The sequence below is a fragment of the Galbibacter kalidii genome, assembly GCF_026241135.1.
In the GTDB taxonomy this organism is placed as follows: Bacteria; Bacteroidota; Bacteroidia; order Flavobacteriales; family Flavobacteriaceae; genus Galbibacter.
Map to the genome: position 1 here is coordinate 1 of NZ_JAPFGA010000009.1, position 17290 is coordinate 17290.

Annotated in this window: 16 protein-coding genes; 6 read left to right on the plus strand and 10 right to left on the minus strand. The window is 37.4% G+C overall.

All coding sequences use genetic code 11. The features are described 5' to 3' along the window. Positions 1-156: 156 nt before the first annotated feature. Both OOZ15_RS10420 and rpsO read right to left on the minus strand, forming a co-directional pair. On the minus strand, positions 157-2352 hold the full coding sequence (locus OOZ15_RS10420; RefSeq protein ID WP_265956346.1) for a polyribonucleotide nucleotidyltransferase: 2196 nt from the start codon (positions 2350-2352) through the stop codon (positions 157-159). Positions 2353-2557: 205 nt separating this feature from the next. Continuing rightward, positions 2558-2827: a 30S ribosomal protein S15 gene (gene rpsO / locus OOZ15_RS10425; RefSeq protein ID WP_265956347.1), complete on the minus strand. Its 270-nt coding sequence runs from the start codon at positions 2825-2827 to the stop codon at positions 2558-2560. 150 nt (positions 2828-2977) lie between these two features. On the opposite strand from rpsO, the gene OOZ15_RS10430 reads away from it, so the two are divergent. Beyond that, positions 2978-3859 carry a hypothetical protein gene (locus tag OOZ15_RS10430; RefSeq protein WP_265956348.1) on the plus strand — a complete coding sequence of 294 codons (882 nt, stop codon included), beginning with the start codon at positions 2978-2980 and terminating at the stop codon, positions 3857-3859. 75 nt (positions 3860-3934) lie between these two features. On the opposite strand, the gene accD is transcribed toward OOZ15_RS10430, so the two are convergent. From accD to tamL, 3 genes are all read right to left on the minus strand, one after another. Continuing rightward, entirely contained in the window at positions 3935-4792 is an 858-nt protein-coding gene (gene accD, locus OOZ15_RS10435) for an acetyl-CoA carboxylase, carboxyltransferase subunit beta (protein WP_265956349.1), read from the minus strand. A 52-nt stretch (positions 4793-4844) separates the two neighbouring features. Beyond that, positions 4845-5912, minus strand: coding sequence for a class II fructose-bisphosphate aldolase (gene fbaA / locus OOZ15_RS10440; RefSeq protein ID WP_265956350.1), 1068 nt, complete (start codon positions 5910-5912; stop codon positions 4845-4847). A 74-nt stretch (positions 5913-5986) separates the two neighbouring features. After that, entirely contained in the window at positions 5987-8530 is a 2544-nt protein-coding gene (tamL, locus tag OOZ15_RS10445; RefSeq protein ID WP_265956351.1) for a translocation and assembly module lipoprotein TamL, read from the minus strand. Between the two features lie 43 nt (positions 8531-8573). Between tamL and OOZ15_RS10450 the strand changes: the two genes are divergently transcribed. Then, entirely contained in the window at positions 8574-9299 is a 726-nt protein-coding gene (locus OOZ15_RS10450; RefSeq protein ID WP_265956352.1) for a TrmH family RNA methyltransferase, read from the plus strand. Positions 9300-9306: 7 nt separating this feature from the next. Here the strand turns inward: OOZ15_RS10450 and porT are convergent, their stop codons facing one another. The 4 genes from porT to OOZ15_RS10470 all read right to left on the minus strand — a co-directional run bounded on the left by porT (position 9307) and on the right by OOZ15_RS10470 (position 12512). Continuing rightward, positions 9307-9984 carry a type IX secretion/gliding motility protein PorT/SprT gene (porT, locus tag OOZ15_RS10455; protein WP_265956353.1) on the minus strand — a complete coding sequence of 226 codons (678 nt, stop codon included), beginning with the start codon at positions 9982-9984 and terminating at the stop codon, positions 9307-9309. Between the two features lie 33 nt (positions 9985-10017). After that, positions 10018-10749: a bifunctional demethylmenaquinone methyltransferase/2-methoxy-6-polyprenyl-1,4-benzoquinol methylase UbiE gene (gene ubiE, locus OOZ15_RS10460; protein WP_265956354.1), complete on the minus strand. Its 732-nt coding sequence runs from the start codon at positions 10747-10749 to the stop codon at positions 10018-10020. Positions 10750-11377: 628 nt separating this feature from the next. Further along, positions 11378-11854, minus strand: a complete 477-nt coding sequence (locus OOZ15_RS10465) for a DUF1097 domain-containing protein (protein ID WP_265956355.1) — start codon at positions 11852-11854, stop codon at positions 11378-11380. After that, positions 11841-12512, minus strand: coding sequence for an NAD(P)H-dependent oxidoreductase (locus tag OOZ15_RS10470; protein ID WP_265956356.1), 672 nt, complete (start codon positions 12510-12512; stop codon positions 11841-11843). The genes OOZ15_RS10465 and OOZ15_RS10470 overlap by 14 nt, the downstream gene beginning before the upstream one ends. Before the next feature lie 93 nt (positions 12513-12605). Between OOZ15_RS10470 and OOZ15_RS10475 the strand changes: the two genes are divergently transcribed. Together OOZ15_RS10475 and OOZ15_RS10480 are read left to right on the plus strand one after the other, a co-directional pair. Continuing rightward, positions 12606-12995, plus strand: a complete 390-nt coding sequence (locus tag OOZ15_RS10475; protein ID WP_265956357.1) for a winged helix-turn-helix transcriptional regulator — start codon at positions 12606-12608, stop codon at positions 12993-12995. Positions 12996-13445: 450 nt separating this feature from the next. Then, positions 13446-15602, plus strand: a complete 2157-nt coding sequence (locus tag OOZ15_RS10480; protein ID WP_265956358.1) for a hypothetical protein — start codon at positions 13446-13448, stop codon at positions 15600-15602. Between the two features lie 52 nt (positions 15603-15654). On the opposite strand, the gene OOZ15_RS10485 is transcribed toward OOZ15_RS10480, so the two are convergent. Next, positions 15655-15825: a hypothetical protein gene (locus OOZ15_RS10485; RefSeq protein WP_265956359.1), complete on the minus strand. Its 171-nt coding sequence runs from the start codon at positions 15823-15825 to the stop codon at positions 15655-15657. 483 nt (positions 15826-16308) lie between these two features. Here OOZ15_RS10485 and OOZ15_RS10490 point away from each other — a divergent pair, with 483 nt between their 5' ends. Beyond that, positions 16309-16920 carry a hypothetical protein gene (locus tag OOZ15_RS10490; protein WP_265956360.1) on the plus strand — a complete coding sequence of 204 codons (612 nt, stop codon included), beginning with the start codon at positions 16309-16311 and terminating at the stop codon, positions 16918-16920. A gap of 29 nt (positions 16921-16949) precedes the next feature. Beyond that, complete coding sequence (locus OOZ15_RS10495; RefSeq protein WP_265956361.1) at positions 16950-17246, plus strand: winged helix-turn-helix domain-containing protein; 297 nt, start codon at positions 16950-16952, stop codon at positions 17244-17246. Positions 17247-17290 lie beyond the last annotated feature (44 nt).

Consider the following 17290-nt stretch of genomic DNA (forward strand, 5'->3'; position numbering starts at 1 on the left):
CTTTCTTCATACTGTGTAAAATTTAAAATTAATAAAAAAATATCGGGGGTCATGACCCCCGATATTTTCTATTTACACAGTTTATGAGATGCTACCAACAAAAAAGTCCGGCACCAAGGCCGGACTTTTTAACACTTTTGAAAATTAAATAAATGATTAATCTCTTCGAGGTTTTCTGTCTCCTCTTGATTTGTTATCGCGATTGTCTCTTCCTCTTGGGGCTCTTTCTTTATAGCCTTCAGGCTTTGGCAAAAGCGCTTTTCTGGATACTTTTTCTTTTCGTGTTCTTGGATCGACTCCGAAGTATTTCACTTCAAAGACATCACCCATATTAACCACGTCAGTAACATTATCGGTGCGTTCCCAAGCAAGTTCAGAAATGTGTAATAAAACTTCATTACCCGGTGCTTCTATATATTCTACAACTGCTCCAAAATCAAGGAGTTTGATTACTTTTACTTCGTAAACTTCTCCTTTTTCAGGTTTGAAAGTGATAGAATCGATTTTAGCAAGAACTTTGTCGATTCCGTCTTGGTCTGTACCTAAGATTTCAACAACACCTTGTTCGTCCACTTCTTCGATAACAATCTCGGTATTGGTTTCTTTTTGAAGTTCTTGGATAACTTTTCCGCCAGGACCAATAAGCGCTCCGATATAATCTCCTGGAATAACCACAGAAACCATTTTTGGTGCGTGTGATTTCACTGTAGCGTTTGGTTCGGCAATGGTGTCGGTAAGTTTACCTAGAATATGTATTCTTCCTTCTTTAGCCTGATTTAAGGCTTTTTCCAAGATCTCATAAGAAAGCCCTTTTATTTTGATATCCATTTGGCAAGCCGTGATACCTTCTTCAGTACCTGTCACTTTAAAGTCCATATCGCCAAGGTGGTCTTCATCACCAAGGATGTCAGACAGTACAGCATACTTTTCGCCGTCGGTAATAAGTCCCATGGCGATTCCAGATACCGGTTTTTTTAATTTCACCCCTGCGTCCATAAGTGACATAGTTCCTGCACAAACAGTTGCCATAGATGAAGATCCGTTGGATTCCAATACTTCTGAAACCACTCTCACCGTATAAGGGCAATCTTCAGGGATCATGTTTTTCAATGCACGTTGCGCCAAATTACCATGTCCAACCTCTCTTCTGGAAGTACCTCTTATAGGTCTTGCCTCTCCTGTTGAGAAAGGAGGGAAGTTATAATGCAGGTAAAATCTTTCTTCAGATTGCTCTGTTGGTAAGTCGATCACATTAGCCTGTTTTGAAGTACCGAGTGTAACCGTAGCAAGTGCTTGAGTTTCCCCTCTTGTAAATATTGAAGAACCGTGTGTTGAAGGTAAATAATCTACCTCACACCAAATAGGTCTGATCTCATCTGGTTTTCTACCGTCCAAACGAATGTTTTCATCCAGAATAAGATTTCTAACTGCTTCTTTTTGCGTTTTTGCAAAATATTTGCTGACAAGATCAGTTTTTTCTTCCAGTTCTTCTTCTGTAAATAAAGCTTCACATTCTTCTTTTACTTCAGCAAACTTTTCGCCTCTTTCTTGTTTTGAAGTATCTTCTTTGGCAATAGCATAGCATTTGTCGTATGCCAATTCGTGAATTTTAGCTTCCAATTCTTCATCTTCATCTTCCCCGTCATATTCACGTACTTCTTTCTTACCTACTTGCTCTGCCAATTTCACTTGTGCTTGACACTGAACTTTGATGGCTTCATGGGCAAATTTAATGGCATCGGCCATTTCTTCTTCAGAAATTTCGTGCATTTCACCTTCTACCATGGCTACAGAGTCTTCAGAGGCTCCTACCATCATATCAATATCAGCTTTTTCCAATTGAGCTTTGCTCGGGTTGATGATAAACTCACCATCAACTCTTGCTACTCGTACTTCAGAAATTGGATATTCAAAAGGGATATCGGAAAGTTGAATACATGCTGAAGCGGCAAAACCGGCTAAAGCATCGGGCATTACGTTTTCGTCGTGAGACATTAATTGGATCATCACCTGTGTTTCTGCGTGATAATCTTTAGGGAATAAAGGTCTTAAAACGCGGTCTACTAAACGCATGGTAAGCACTTCGGTATCACTCGGTCTGGCTTCACGCTTAAAGAATCCACCGGGGAAACGACCTGCTGCCGCAAATTTTTCGCGGTAATCAACAGTTAAGGGTAAAAAATCAATACCTTCTTTGGCATTTCTTGCAGAAACAACGGTAGCAAGTAGCATGGCATCTCCCATTCTAACTACAACAGATCCGTCTGCTTGTTTTGCTAATTTTCCCGTTTCAAGGGTGATGGTTCTCCCATCTCCCAAGTCAATAATTTCTTGTTTTACTTCAGGAATCATATAATATTTTTATTATCCCGCTATTGCGGGAACGTTAAACAAAGGGTGTTGTGTTGTTGTAGTTGTTGTGACCCAATGAAAAACTCTGATTTAAGCTTTTTTTATTGTAAATGCTCGCTTAAAAAACACTTACAATTATATTTAAACCGCTTCTAGAAGCAATTAAAATCAATAAAAAAGGGAGCAAATTGCTCCCTCTGTATTTCTACTTTCTTAATCCTAATTCTTTGACGATTGCACGATATCTTTCAATATCTTTTTTCTTCAAATAATCAAGTAGGCTTCTTCTTTTACCTACTAAACTAACTAGTGAGCGTTCTGTGTTGAAATCTTTACGATTCTTTTTCAAGTGCCCAGTTAGATGGTTAATTCTGTGAGTGAACAAAGCAATTTGTCCTTCTGCAGACCCGGTGTTTTTTGCATCACCGCCATGTTTCTTGAACAGGTCTGCTTTTTTTTCTTTAGTTAAATACATGCCAATATTTATTTAAATGATTCTTATGTATTCGATAGACCTTCTATCACGGGCGCAAAGATAACAATATTTTTAAACTCTCGCCGTTTTTGTTTATATTTATTAATCTGAATTACCCCTTATTTATTATTAATCTTTAATTTATGCCTTATGAAATCTTTTTTGAGAAATTTTTTGATGTTTATACTACCTGCTACTGCATTAATTGTTTCTTGTAATGATGATTCCGATGAAATCAAAAGCGGTGAGTCTGCCATTACACCGGAAGAAGTCCGGGCTAGCATGCAAGCCGAAGATCTATCAAACGAACTCGATAATGTCATAGATTTAATGGTGAGCGATGATTTTTTGAATACAGCCAGTAAAGATGAAACAACAGCCAATCGCGGATGGTGGATGCCTGAATGTTTAACGGTAACCAGTGAAGCTACAGGCGAAGGTTTTACCGTTACAATGGATTTTGGGGAAGGTTGTGAGATGCACCACGGAAAGGTTTTCAGTGGTAGTTTTACCGTTTTATATACTACAGTAAACGACTCTGAAACAATGACTTTTAACAGGAATTCTACGGTAACATTCGATAATTTTGCAGTAGATTCTGTTACGGTAAACGGAACCAAATCTTTTGAACACAGTTTTACTGAAGGTGAGAATCCTATGACGGTTGCGGTTACTGATATTCAAATGACATGGGAGGATGATACTTCCTTTACAATTAGTTCTGAAAAAACCCGTGAATGGGTAGAAGGTTTCCACACCGGGGCTGCCTGGAATGAAAGTGCTTTCCTGATTACCGGAAACGCCTCAGTAACCCGAAGGGATGGAGGGACTTTTACCAGTGAAATTATCACACCTTTGCGTGCTGAATTTTCTTGCCACTATATCGTGAGTGGTGTATTGACCTATTCCAGGAATGGGGAAACCGCTGAAGTTGATTTTGGCGACGGTACTTGTGACGATAAAGCCATGTATACCGGTCCGGATGGAGAAACTGTTGAAATTACCCTAGAAAAAGGCTGGGAGAAAGACTAAATCAGATTAAAAATATAATTAAAAAAACCCTGAAGAATTTTCTTCAGGGTTTTTAATTTTTTGATATCAGGGTTATTAATCCCTTATCGGTTTATTTTGGATAAGATCAATATAGTGGTTGATCTTATTCTTCAAATTCTTTCGGTGTGTAATAAAGTCAAGGAAACCGTGCTCGAGCAAAAACTCCGATGTTTGGAAGTTTTCCGGAAGGTCTTTTCCGGTAGCTTCTTTCACTACCCTTGGTCCTGCAAAACCGATCAAAGCACCGGGCTCGGCAATATTAATATCTCCCAACATGGCATAAGATGCTGTTGTTCCTCCTGTAGTTGGATCTGTACATAATGAAATGTACGGAATACCAAGATCGGAAAGTTGTGCCAATTTTGCGGATGTTTTTGCTAATTGCATAAGCGATAGGGCTGCTTCCATCATACGGGCTCCACCGGATTTTGAGATCATCAGAAATGGGATCTTATTTTTGATGGAATGATCTATGGCTCTCGCGATCTTTTCTCCAACAACACTTCCCATAGATCCTCCAATGAATGAAAAATCCATACAGGCAATGACCAGATCTTTACCTTTAGACTTTCCAATAGCTGTTCTTACAGCATCTTTCAGTTTGGTTTTTTCCTTGGCTTGTTTTAACCTATCGGAATATTTCTTGGTATCCTCAAAATGCAAAGGGTCTTTTGATTCCATGTCGGGATCAAGCTCTTTGAATTTATTGTTATCAAACAGAATTGAAAAATATTCTTTACTACCAATTCGAACGTGATAATCGTCTTCCGGACTTACATAAAAGTTTTTAGCGAGTTCATCGGCTTCAACGATTTTTCCGGTAGGCGATTTATACCAAAGCCCTTTTGGGGTGTCTTTTTTCTCCTCGGTAGCGGTCTGTATTCCTTTTTCTTTTCTTTTAAACCAAGCCATATTCGTAGTTGTCGTTTGTCTCTTCAGAAAAAAAATTTCCTGAAGTTTGTTTTTATAAGGTGTTTACATTGTTCAAGTCTTCAAACGCCTTTTTGAGTCGGGTACTAAAGGTTTTCTCTCCTTCACGAACCCAAACTCTTGGATCATAGAACTTTTTGTTAGGTGCATCTGAACCTTCAGGGTTTCCTATCTGCGCTTGTAAATAATCAGCTTTACCAGCCATATAATCCCTGATTCCTTCTAAGTATGCGTATTGTAGGTCGGTGTCAATATTCATTTTGATTACACCATAACCAATAGCTTCTCTAATTTCTTCAACAGTAGAACCTGAACCTCCGTGGAAAACAAAGTCGATCGTGTTGTGAGGAACTCCGTAATTTTTTGAGATATACTCTTGAGAATTCTTCAAAATCTTAGGAGTAAGTTTTACATTTCCGGGTTTGTATACACCATGTACGTTACCAAAAGCAGCAGCGATGGTAAATCTCGGACTTATTTTTAGAAGTTCTTCGTAGGCATAAGCAACTTCTTCGGGCTGTGTGTACAGTTTTGAGTCGTCAATATCAGTATTGTCTACACCGTCTTCTTCCCCTCCAGTAATACCTAATTCTATTTCAAGAGTCATTCCCACTTTACTCATACGGGAAAGGTATTCTTTGCAAATCTCTATGTTTTCTTCAATCGGTTCTTCAGAAAGGTCGATCATATGAGAACTGAACAAAGATTTTCCGGTTTCTTTATAGTGTTTTTCACTGGCATCAAGCATACCATCTATCCATGGCAGCAATTTTTTCGCACAGTGGTCGGTATGTAAAATTACCGGAACACCATATTTAGCAGCAAGTTCATGTACGTGTTTCGCACCTGCCACAGCACCTGCCACAGCCGATTGTTGGCTTTCGTTGGAAAGCCCTTTTCCTGCATTAAACTGGGCGCCACCATTAGAAAACTGAATGATAACTGGTGAATTTAATGAAGCGGCAGTTTCTAAAACTGCGTTAATGCTACTGGAACCAATTACGTTTACCGCCGGAAGTGCAAATCCTTTCTCTTTGGCATAGTTGAAAATGTTTTGTACTTCATCTCCTGTGGCTACACCTGGTTTAATGTTGTGACTCATAAATTTTAAGTTTCAAAATTTTTATTTAGTTGTTTTGTTTTAATGCGTTTGCAAAAATAATAAATTTAGATGGCTTAGAAAGGATAATTAATACCAATATTGTATACAGCATTGCTGAAATTGTAATCATTAAACCACCTTTTACCTTTTTCGTAAGAAGGATCGAAGGTTTTAAAACCTATATCGAAACGCAAAACAAAGAAATTAAAATCATATCGTACCCCAAATCCGGTTCCCAAAGCCAATTCTTTTAAAGAGCCTAAGTCTTCAAATACAGCTTCTTCATTTTCAACATCGTCCATAAAATTCCAAATGTTACCGGCATCGGCAAATAAAGCGCCTTTAAAATCCCCGATCAAACTGAAGCGGTATTCCAAATTGAAGGCTAATTTGAGGTTAGCTTCGTTAAAATCATTCTGGTTGCGCGTTCTCCCGGGACCTAATGAATAGGGCTGCCAGGCTCTGTTGTCGTTGGATCCCCCTGCAAAATAACTTCGGATGAAAGGGATGTTGTCCGCATTTCCGTAGGGAATGGCCATACCGAGAAAACTCCTGAACGCAAGCACGTTGTTCCGGGACAGACGCCAGTATTTTATATAATCTAACTCTGTTTTAACGTATTGTGAATACGGAACTCCAAAAACCAGGTTTTTTCCGTTGTCATTTTGTTCTAAATTAATGATGCTTGAAAGGCCTGACAATAAATTTCCAGCCAATTCGATTTTTCCCCTGAACTGAAAAAAGTTGTTGTCGTTAAAATTGCTTCGGCTGTTTATATAGTAGGTATAATTACTCGCAAAGATCAGATTGTTAGCGGTGAGCCTATCCCTACGATCTTCGAGCCTGTTTACCTCGTCAATTTCGGCAGCAGTCGCATTGATGGTTCCGCTTAGTACATCATCGGTAAAACCTGAAGTTCCTTCAGGAACAATAAGATTGCCGTTTTCGTTGTAATATGAAGTGTCGGCTGTTTGTGTATATGCTGATGCAATTTCATTTAAGTCACTATAACTGTTATCGTAAACATTGTAATAGCGGTCGGTATTTAGGTTTCTTACATATTGGATGTTAATCAATTCAAGGAAATTCTTTCGTCTTCTGTTGGGATCCCATTTGTAACGTAAAATTCCATTGAAAGTCTGCTTGTCAAGTCCGATATTCTTCTGTAATGTAGTTCCCAGAGAAAAACGTGTTTCGGGAGCCATCGATTTGGGGATTAATTTATCGGTGTTGAGCGGAAAGAAAATCCGCGGAAAGTTCAACCCAATATCGCCTCCAAATTCAGCCAGATTAAAAAAACTACTACTGCTATTTTTAAAATCGGAAGAAGAGCCTACAGTTCCCCTGAATGCAATATCAAGGGTTTCTGCACCCCTGAAGATGTTTCTGCTTACCAGTGAGGTACTGAAGGAAATCCCAATATCCTGGATGTTTGAATGCAGCAGGTCTGAACTGAACCCTAAAGAAAACCTTGGTCTGGGCGACAGATACACATTAGCTCTCAATTGATCGTCCGTATTTTCTTCATAAAAATAGTTAATGTTCGGGTACTTAAAAATTTTTAGGTTACTGATCTGTTTTGCGGTCAAAGCCCTTTCAGATTCCTTATAAACATTTCCGGGAAGAATGGCCACAACATCCGTGAGTGCTTTTGGTCGGTATTTCAGTTTATCCTTGTAAAAAATAGTATATCCATCATATTCGGTTGTTTGTAGGGAATCAGGATCGGTATTAAATGAATAATCAGCAAAAATGTTTACGTGTTTAACGTGGTGAACCTTGTATTCAATTTGATTTGTAGAATCTCCTGCCCGCTCAGAAACATTTTCGATATTCAATTCAATCGGCATATCACGGCTTTGAGCATTGGTTGTGGTGTCCCTTTTGATATAAAAATTGATAGAGCTGGGTTGAAACTTATAAATACCGGAATTGATAAAAATACTGTTTAAGCGTTCTTTTTCGGCTTCAAAATTAGAGAGGTTAAAACGTTGTCCTTTTCTTACCCTCGAAAATCTTTTGACCCTATTGTAAATAGAATCAAGATCTTTGGAAGGGATGTTTGTAGTGATGGAATCCAAAAAATAAGCCGGACCTGTTTCCAGTTTATAATTGATGGCTGCTCTTTTTTCTTTTTGATCGGTAGTGTCTACTTCATAGTTCACGTTGTTGTTGAAAAACCCCTTGGTGTCGTAATACTGTTTTAAACGTTCAGCCGATTGTTTGGTTTTGGATTCGTCGATGATCACAGGAGCCTCTCCTGTTTTCCTCAACCAATTGTGGAAGTTGATTTTGTAGTCTGCAATTTGTATCAGTTGCTTTTTTGAGATCATACGTTCAAAAAAACTGATGTCTTTTAAAGTAGAATCGAGTTTGGCAATATAAAAAGAATCGGGATTCTCCTTTGCGAAGTTATAAAGTGCCAATCGTCCCGAATTGTTGGGTTTTTGCGAGATCAGTCCTTCAACTTCCTCGTCGTTTATTTTTTCATTATTGACATAAATGTTGTTCTTGCTCAATAATAATTGGTCGTTTCCTACCCTCTTAACAGCATTACAAGAGCTTATAAGTAGTATTACAAAAAATAATACCGTTATTTTTACAAAAAAATGTTTCAAGCGGGTAAAGAATTAAATTTGTAGTCAAAAATACATTATTTGTATGGTTAGCAAAAGCGAAATAAAACTTATAACGAGCTTACAACAAAAAAAGTACAGAAATAAGCACAGACTTTTTGTGGCTGAAGGAATCAAGGTGGTTAAAGAACTGTTGAAGTCCGATTTTTCCCTTTATAAAATTTACGCTACCCATATCGATTTTCCGGAGATTACATCAGAAGAAATCAATGTGGTGAGTGATGGGGAACTGAAAAAGATGAGCAGCCTAAAAACGCCAAATGTCGTCTTAGCTGTTTTCCATACTAAACCGGAAACAAAAATAGCAGAAGAAGGTTTGGAGGTGGCGCTCGACGATGTGCGCGATCCAGGAAATTTGGGAACCATCATCCGTTTATGTGATTGGTTTGGTGTTTCCAGCTTGGTTTGTAGTGAAAATACGGTTGATTGTTACAATCCGAAGGTAGTGCAGGCCAGTATGGGATCCTTGGCAAGGGTCGATGTTACTTATCTGGATTTGGAAAACTATTTGCGAAATACACAAAGCGATATTTTTTGTGCGACCATGGGCGGGAAAAATATTTATAAAACTGATGTGCCTCAAAATGCGATTTTGGTTATGGGTAATGAGGCGAATGGAATTTCCGATTCGGTGTTGTCGTTGGTAAAAAATGAAGTGAGTATCCCTCGTTTCGGGGAAATTCAGGAGACAGAAAGTCTCAATGTGGCTACGGCTACGGCTATTTTGTTAAGCGAATTTAAACGCAGATAATAGATCATCATTCAAAAGTGAAATTGATAAAAATGGCTCTTGAATACATGTTGTTGACATTGGTGATATCCGGGTCAGGTACCAATTCGTCTGATAGCGCAAAAACACCCCTGATGGAAGGAGAGAATTTGAAATAATACATATAAAAATCGATTCCGAAGCCTACTTCGTAATAATAATTGTTGGTTTTCATACGGAAATTTCCGCTGGAAACTCCTTCCAAATTATCCTCGTTACTGCTTAAGTTGAAGGAAGTGGAAACCCCGCCTACAACATAGGGTTTGAAGTTTCCCAGACGTTTCGTACTGGCTTTGATCAATAAAGGAAGATGTATATAAGTCGATTTTACTTCCAGTATATCTTGACCTCTTATCCCCAAGTCTCTTTGGTTGTAATATAAGCCCGGTTCAAACCGGATATCAAAATAATCATTGATACGGAGTTCACCGATAAGCCCGACATTAAATCCAAGTGATTTTGCAACGAGGATATCATCGACCTCGTTTCCCATATCGTTTATATAATCAAATTTGAAATCGTATTGGTTAAAGCCTAAATAATAACCCCAGTTCAACAGCTTTTTATCTTCGTTCTCCAAATTCAACACGGGGTCTTCATTAAATTGAGAAAATGTGTTTTGGCAAAGGCAAAACATAACCAATATTAAAAAAAGGTATTTTTTCATTTCGCAGGTTAGGTTATTTATAGGTTAGCATATTTATTTGAATGCTTTATAAATGGTCGCCACCCCAAAAGTTTGCGGCCGATCTTCCACATTATTAAACCCGATTTTTCGTAAAATATTGTTGAAATCCTCTCCAAAAGGAAAAACAGAAGCAGATTCTGATAAATATGCATAGGCCGACCGGTCTTTAGAGAAGAGTTTTCCAATAATCGGGAGAATGTTTTTGGTGTAAAAATTATACCCTTGTTTGTATGGGAATTTGGTTGGAACCGAGGTTTCCAATACTACAAATACGCCATCTTTTTTCAACACCCTGTGGATTTCAGAAAGGCCTTTTTCCAGATTTTCAAAATTTCTAACACCAAAAGCAACGGTAATGGCATCAAAAGAATTGTCTTCAAACGGCAAGGCTTCACTGTCGCCTATCACCATATCTATGGTATCGGCAAGGTTTTTTTGAGCCACTTTTTGTTTCCCCACTTCCAACATGCCCGGAGAGATGTCAAGGCCTGTTACTTTTTCAACATTGGCATTAAACGCCAAATTAATGGCCAAATCCCCGGTTCCGGTTGCAATGTCCAATACTGTTTTGGCTTGGGCATCTTTTACCATAGCGACCACTTTTTTTCGCCATTTTACATCGATTCCAAACGAAATAACTCTGTTCAGACCGTCATATTTCCCTGAGATGGTATCAAACATCTTTGTGACTTGCTGTTTTTTCCCCAGCTCAGAATCTTTATAAGGCGTTACTTTTTTTGGCATTCCATAAATTTTGGCAAATATACTATTTAGGTGTGAACTCTTTGTAGTATTGAAACTTAAAATTCTCCGTACATGCAGAGGTATACCTCACCAGTTCACTTTGTTTGTATTTTATCTACCTCTCCTTGGGAGAGGTCAGAACTGCTATTTTCGGCAATTCTGGGTGGGGGTAAAAAATAAAATTTCGGTTTCTTTGGAGCTAAGATTAAAATGGAATTGGTGAAATATAGCTACGGTTATACCTCATGAATAGTCGGTCTCAAGAAATTTTATTCTTCCTTATTGTGAAAAAAAGGCTAAATTTCTAGCACAAATTGCAAAAAGGGGATTTTTCCCCTTATTAGAAACAAAGCTTTTTCTCATATTTGCTACAGTCTTTGTCATTGATCATATAACGGCAATGATGAAAGTTTGAGGGAATAAAAATGCGAAGTGAAAGCTTCGCATTTTTTTATGCATAAGTTTTTCTTAGCTGAAAAATCACTTCTTGCACTATCAAGGACTCAAAAAGCTTGAAGCGAGCGAGGGGGACTGGACTCGAACCAGCGTCCGCCTCGGGCGGATATGAGGTTTAGGGGTGAGATTCCTCTTTACCTACTCGACTAGCGGTAGTGTTTTTATCCAACATTCAGCGTGTCAATTTTTTGTTTAGATTATCGTTTATCCACCCAAAAACAAATCCTGCAAAAAGTGCAATGCCTGCTTTTGTGGTTTCTTCCCAAGTCGGGGTCGTGTTTAAGCCAAACCAAATTATCATTCCTAAAAAGTAGGCGGGAAGTACGTTTAGCGTTTTCAGTTTTGTTACATAAAATACAGCCGTCAATATGATTGCTACGGAAAGATGAAACCAAATTGCACCTAATTTTTCAACCAAAAAATTTCCAAAAGCGATAATAAGAATGGCTAACAATATACCCAAAAGTTGTTGGATAAAAACCAATAAAGAAGATTTTACGTTTTTACCCAACAGGAAATAACTTGTCCAGCCCAAAAACAAAACCCAAGTCGGCAAGCTCGTGGTAAACGTAAATAAAGTTGCAGATGAAGCCAATGCTCCGAGTGTTAGTGACTGTAAAAATGATTTTATTTGCTTAGTATTTCCCAACGTTTATTTTGTTTTCATTAAAAATGTTTTTCAATCGATTGCTCCATTTTTTTAATACCGTTTTTCGATCTTCGTCTGTTAAATGTGCAACGGAATAATTCACTTCGGGTTCTAAAACCGAAAAACCTACACATTCTAAAATACCTCTGTTTACGGGTCTTAACACTCCATAGATGTCTCCATGATAGCCGTCTTTGGTATAGGTTTTAGCAGGACTTCCTGTAGTAACGGACAATAATGCTTTTTTGCCTCGCAATGTTCCATTTTCATAATAACCACCGTCTTTGAAAAATCTTCCCGAAGTAAAAATCCTATCTGTCCAACCTTTTAAAATTGCAGGCGGTGCAAAACGCCATAGCGGAAACTGCCAAATCATTAAGTCGCACCATTCTACTTTTTCCTGTTCTATTTTCGTTTCAGCAACATAACTATTGTTCATTTCAGCAGCGTGTATTTCTTCAATTTGAAGTTTTAAAAAATCAGGATTTTTAACTGTTGTAAAGTTGCTTCTGTCATAAACAGGGTTAAAATTTATTGCATACAGATTTGTTGTTTTTACTTCATGTCCGTTTTCTTTTAAAGTTTTTATAGCTGTTAGATACATTGCATAATTAAAACTCTTTGGCTCCGGATGCGCTAAAACAATTAATATTTTCATTTCTTTATAAATTTGTTGAGGACAAAACTATTATGGTTTTGGTACCTTTGCAATAGAGCAGAAAGTTGTTAGTAACTCACAATTTTGTTAGAAATGGGAAAAAGAAAGATCACAAGCACCAATACCATAAACAGGGATTATTTGAAAAATGAATGTGGAACGATGTATGCATTGACATTGCTTTCTGGAAGGTGGAAAATGACTATACTGCACAAATTGTCAAAAAAAGGTTTGCGTTTTACGGAATTGAAAGAGTGTATTCCGAATATTTCGGATAGAATGCTTTCTTTGCATTTGAAGGAAATGGAACGGGATGGTCTAGTTGAACGAAATGTATTTGCGGAAGTTCCACCGAGAGTAGAATACACATTAACATCAAGCACTCGTGATTTGGTTTCTATTTGGGACAGGTTGGATATTTGGGGAAACAATCATCGTGAGATTCAGGAAAGTAATGTTCAATATTTGGACGGCGATTTATAACGTTACCACCAACCCGTTTACACCCCCGAACATTTCCTTAGTCTATCCCGAAAATTTAGGAGCTATGCACAAGTTTTTATTCTTTATATCCCCACCAATAATCTTAAATAATATGTTAGGCTCTTGTTAGTGTACTATTTTTTTTCATTTTTTATCACTACTGTCCGGTTATTTTTTAACCGGACAGTAGTGAATGTAATTATGAGTTTTTGGAGAATTAATGGATAATTATTTTAAAATCCTTTTTATATTTTCTAATAATTGTATATTGCTTTTTAGATTATAATAAGTTGATCTGTTTGAACCTAATTTATTCAAAACAACTCTGGATAATTTATCGATGATGTATTTGACTTGGTGTCGTTCCATATCAGTTAAAGCATTAACAAAATCTTTCATCTTAGGGGCAGGGTTGGATGTTAGAGAAGAAAAATAAAAAGTCAAGCATTTATGGCAAAAAAATTATTCGTTTTATTTACTGTGGTCATTTTTTCAATTTTTATATCCTGTGATAAGGATGATGCTATTGAAGAACTACCGGTTGAGCAGGAGGTAATAAAAGTACCCGAAGTTAAAACTCATGAAGTTTCACAGATCACCGTGTATTCTGTTAAAATGGGAGCGGAAATTGTAAGCCCCGGGGCTTCAGAGGTGACCGAGGTAGGATTGGTGATTGGAGAGTCATCCAACCCTACAATAGATGATAATTTCACAAAATTCACCCTAGTAGAGAATACGGAGGGTGTATATATAACCATTGTAGAGAGTTTACCGGAGGAAGTTACTTCCTATTACATCAGGGCTTATGCAATTAATGAGCAGGGAGTAGGTTATGGCAATGAAGTTCAATTGACAACCTTGGGAAATAAAACATATCACGGAGGAGTTGTTCTTTCGACTCAGGAAGAAGTGGTCGAATTTGGGAATGGAAAATACAATACTATAGATGGTAGTTTGAGTATAAAAGGGACAGTAAATGATTTATCACCTTTAAAGGACTTATTTGCAGTTAATACCGGGTTCTCCGTAACCAATACTACTAACTTGGAAAACTTTAAAGGACTGGAAAATTTAAAAAAGACAGGGATTTTATTTCCCAATAGTTTCAGGATTATGAACAATCAGGCGCTGACAAGTTTTTTAGGTCTTGAAAGTTTAGAGATAACAAGGGGAGAATTTTATGTCATAAATAACCCGAGTCTGATAAATTTTGAAGGTTTAGATTCTTTTTTTGCAGCGAGTGCCGGTAATATGTATATCACCGACTGTGAAAATCTCAACAGTTTAACGGGATTGGATAAATTAGAATTTATCGGAGATGGTTTGAGTATTGAAAACAATCCAAAACTTACTGAAATAAATGCGCTGGGAAATCTTAATTTCGTGCCGCATCGTATAAGTATAGACAGTAATAATTCCCTGCAGAATATTGACGGTCTTCATTCTCTGGAAAATATTGAGACGTTAAATATTAGTCGGAACCCTCAATTATCTAATATTGATGGAATCAAAAACTGCATGAGTTTAAAATTTCTAGAACTTGGCGGGAATGAAAGCTTAACGCAGTTGCCAAGCTTTCAAAATATTACCAGTATTCAAGCACTGGAAGTAAGCTGGGGAGGCGCTCTTGTGAATTTAACCGGGCTTGAAAATATAAAATCAATGGGGACATTAAAACTTAATCAATCCAATATTCAAAGTTTTGTGGGTTTGACTAACCTTGAAGAGGTTACTTATAGTTTCGATGTCCGCTCCTGTGTGAATTTGACAGACTTTAACGGACTGAGCAATTTAAGGTCGGTTGGAGATGGGAGTTATTACTCGGGAATTGGAATTTCTGGAAATGATAATCTTTTAAGTTTTAACGGCCTGGATAAATTAACCCATATAAGAGGATCATTTGGTGTTACAGAGAACAACGCCCTTCCTAACTTTAATGGCTTAGAATCTTTGAGAACAATTGAAAAGACATTTAATCTATCTCATAATCAGGTATTACAAAATATAAACTCGATTTCAGGTCTGGAACTGTTAGATGGATTCCATATGGAAGGAAACATTGCCCTGTCGCATTTACCTGATTTTGTAAACATAAATCAGCTAAACTATTTCGTAATCTCCACTGACCAGGCTTTAATCGATTTAAGTGGTCTTGAGAACTTAAAATCCATAGAGACTATTCGGTTGCAATCCTCAAACCTTCAAAGCCTTGCAGGCTTGGAAAACCTCGAAAGGGTAGAAGATATTTTATTAATAGAAAGATGTGACAATATAACGGATCTGAGTGGACTGAATAATTTAGTATTCGCTGATAAAATTGATATTAACTATAATAACAATATTATTTCTCTGGAAGGGGTAGGCAAGCTTTCAACGATTGAATCCAGATTAGTACTAAGAATGAATCCCTCTCTAAGCAGCCTAAATGGGTTGGAACCGGTTACAAGAATTGGAGATAAATTAGAGATTTATAACAATGCATCTTTGTCAGATTTTTGTTCGTTAACCTCTTTCTTTCAAAATACATCTTACAGCGGGTCTTATGGGGTTGGAAATAATCTGTTAAACCCAACAAAAGAGGATTTAGAGAATTCAAATTGCAACTGAGTTTAATATCTTTAAATCATGATTGACAGTGCGGGGTGTGACACAGTTCACTTTACACTCCCTGAGAAGTAAGTACATCAGAAATAAATTCAGTTCCTTCATCTTCCTCGGATTGTTTTATAACGAATTCCTTTAACTCCTTAGGCATATCGCTAGGAAGTTTATCCAAGTCTAACATTTCTACTTGAATATCCTGAATTTCTAAATCAGCTGCTTTTAACAATTCTAAGATTTTATTTTTAAAATTAGCACCCTTCGCTTTGTTAATTGTGTAACCTTCTTCTTTAACACCTGAAATGGTGCCTATATTTTTAAACCATTCAATGATTTTTTTGTCGCAAACCTTTTAAGAACAAAAAAAAGAGCAACCATTTCTGATTGCTCTTTTCCTTAGTAGCCTTTACAGAACAATTTACGAATCATTTTATACAGGATTTAAATCATTTCATTATCAAAACCTAATCCTTTCGTATGGTAATCGTCAAAAAGTTGTGCGTGGGTACCCCCTGCCTGTTTTTGCCCCGATAGCCCGAGTCTACAGTGGCAGTTTGTGCCCCAACTTCCTGACCAGACGCCTGGCAATGGTCTTAAGCCCTACATCAAAAAAAATATTTTGGACATTATTGTTCATCGATGAAAAAATTTTCCTGTTTTACTTGTATTTGTTTATTTTTTTAAAGTACTTTGAATTTCAAAGTTAATAGAAATGGACTCAAAAGATTACTTAAAAGACATAAGCGAGATCAAAGATATGATGAATCGCTCGTCGCGTTTTATTTCATTGAGTGGGCTGTCGGGGGTGTTGGCAGGGGTGTATGCGTTGATTGGTGCGGGTATAGCCTATTGGCTGGTGAGCAACTCGGGTAGAGAGTATCTTATATTGGACGGGCGAATTTTCCGGTTGGTAATACTTGATTTGTTCCTCATAGCCTTTTTTAGTATCGTGACTGCAATTTTCCTGGCTGTAAAAAAAGCGCGGAAAAACAACAACAAAATATGGGATGTTACCACCAAGCGACTTCTTTTTAATTTTTTAATTCCATTGGTTGCGGGCGGTTTGTATATCCTTATTATCCTCAATCAACAAAAATATGGGTTTACCGCTGCGATGATGCTTATTTTTTATGGATTGGCACTGGTCAATGCATCCAAATACAGTATAGGGGATATCCAGTATCTCGGGATTATCGAAATTGTTTTAGGACTGATTTGCGCGCTTCTTCCCGGTTACGGATTTTGGTTTTGGGTTTTAGGATTTGGGGTGATGCATATTGTGTATGGAACAGTGATGTACTTTAAATTTGACAGGAAGAAATAAAAAGATTCCTGCCTTCGCAGGAATAGGGTATGAGTATAATAAACAACATAAATAAAGTTTTTGATCATAGGATTCGGCTAGGTATCATGAGTGTGCTGATGGTTAATGAATATGCCAATTTCACTGCCTTAAAGGAATTGCTCGATGTTACCGACGGCAATCTGGCCAGTCATGCCAAAGCTCTTGAAAAAGCCGAATACATCACGATAGAGAAGCAGTTTATCGGTAAAAAACCCAATACGCGTTATATTGCGACCAAACTAGGGCGTATTGCCTTTCAAAAACATATTGAAGCCTTGGAACAACTAATAAAAAGTTCAGAATAATTTTTTTAACCACAAACTTTGAAATTCAAAGTGCTTTAAAAACA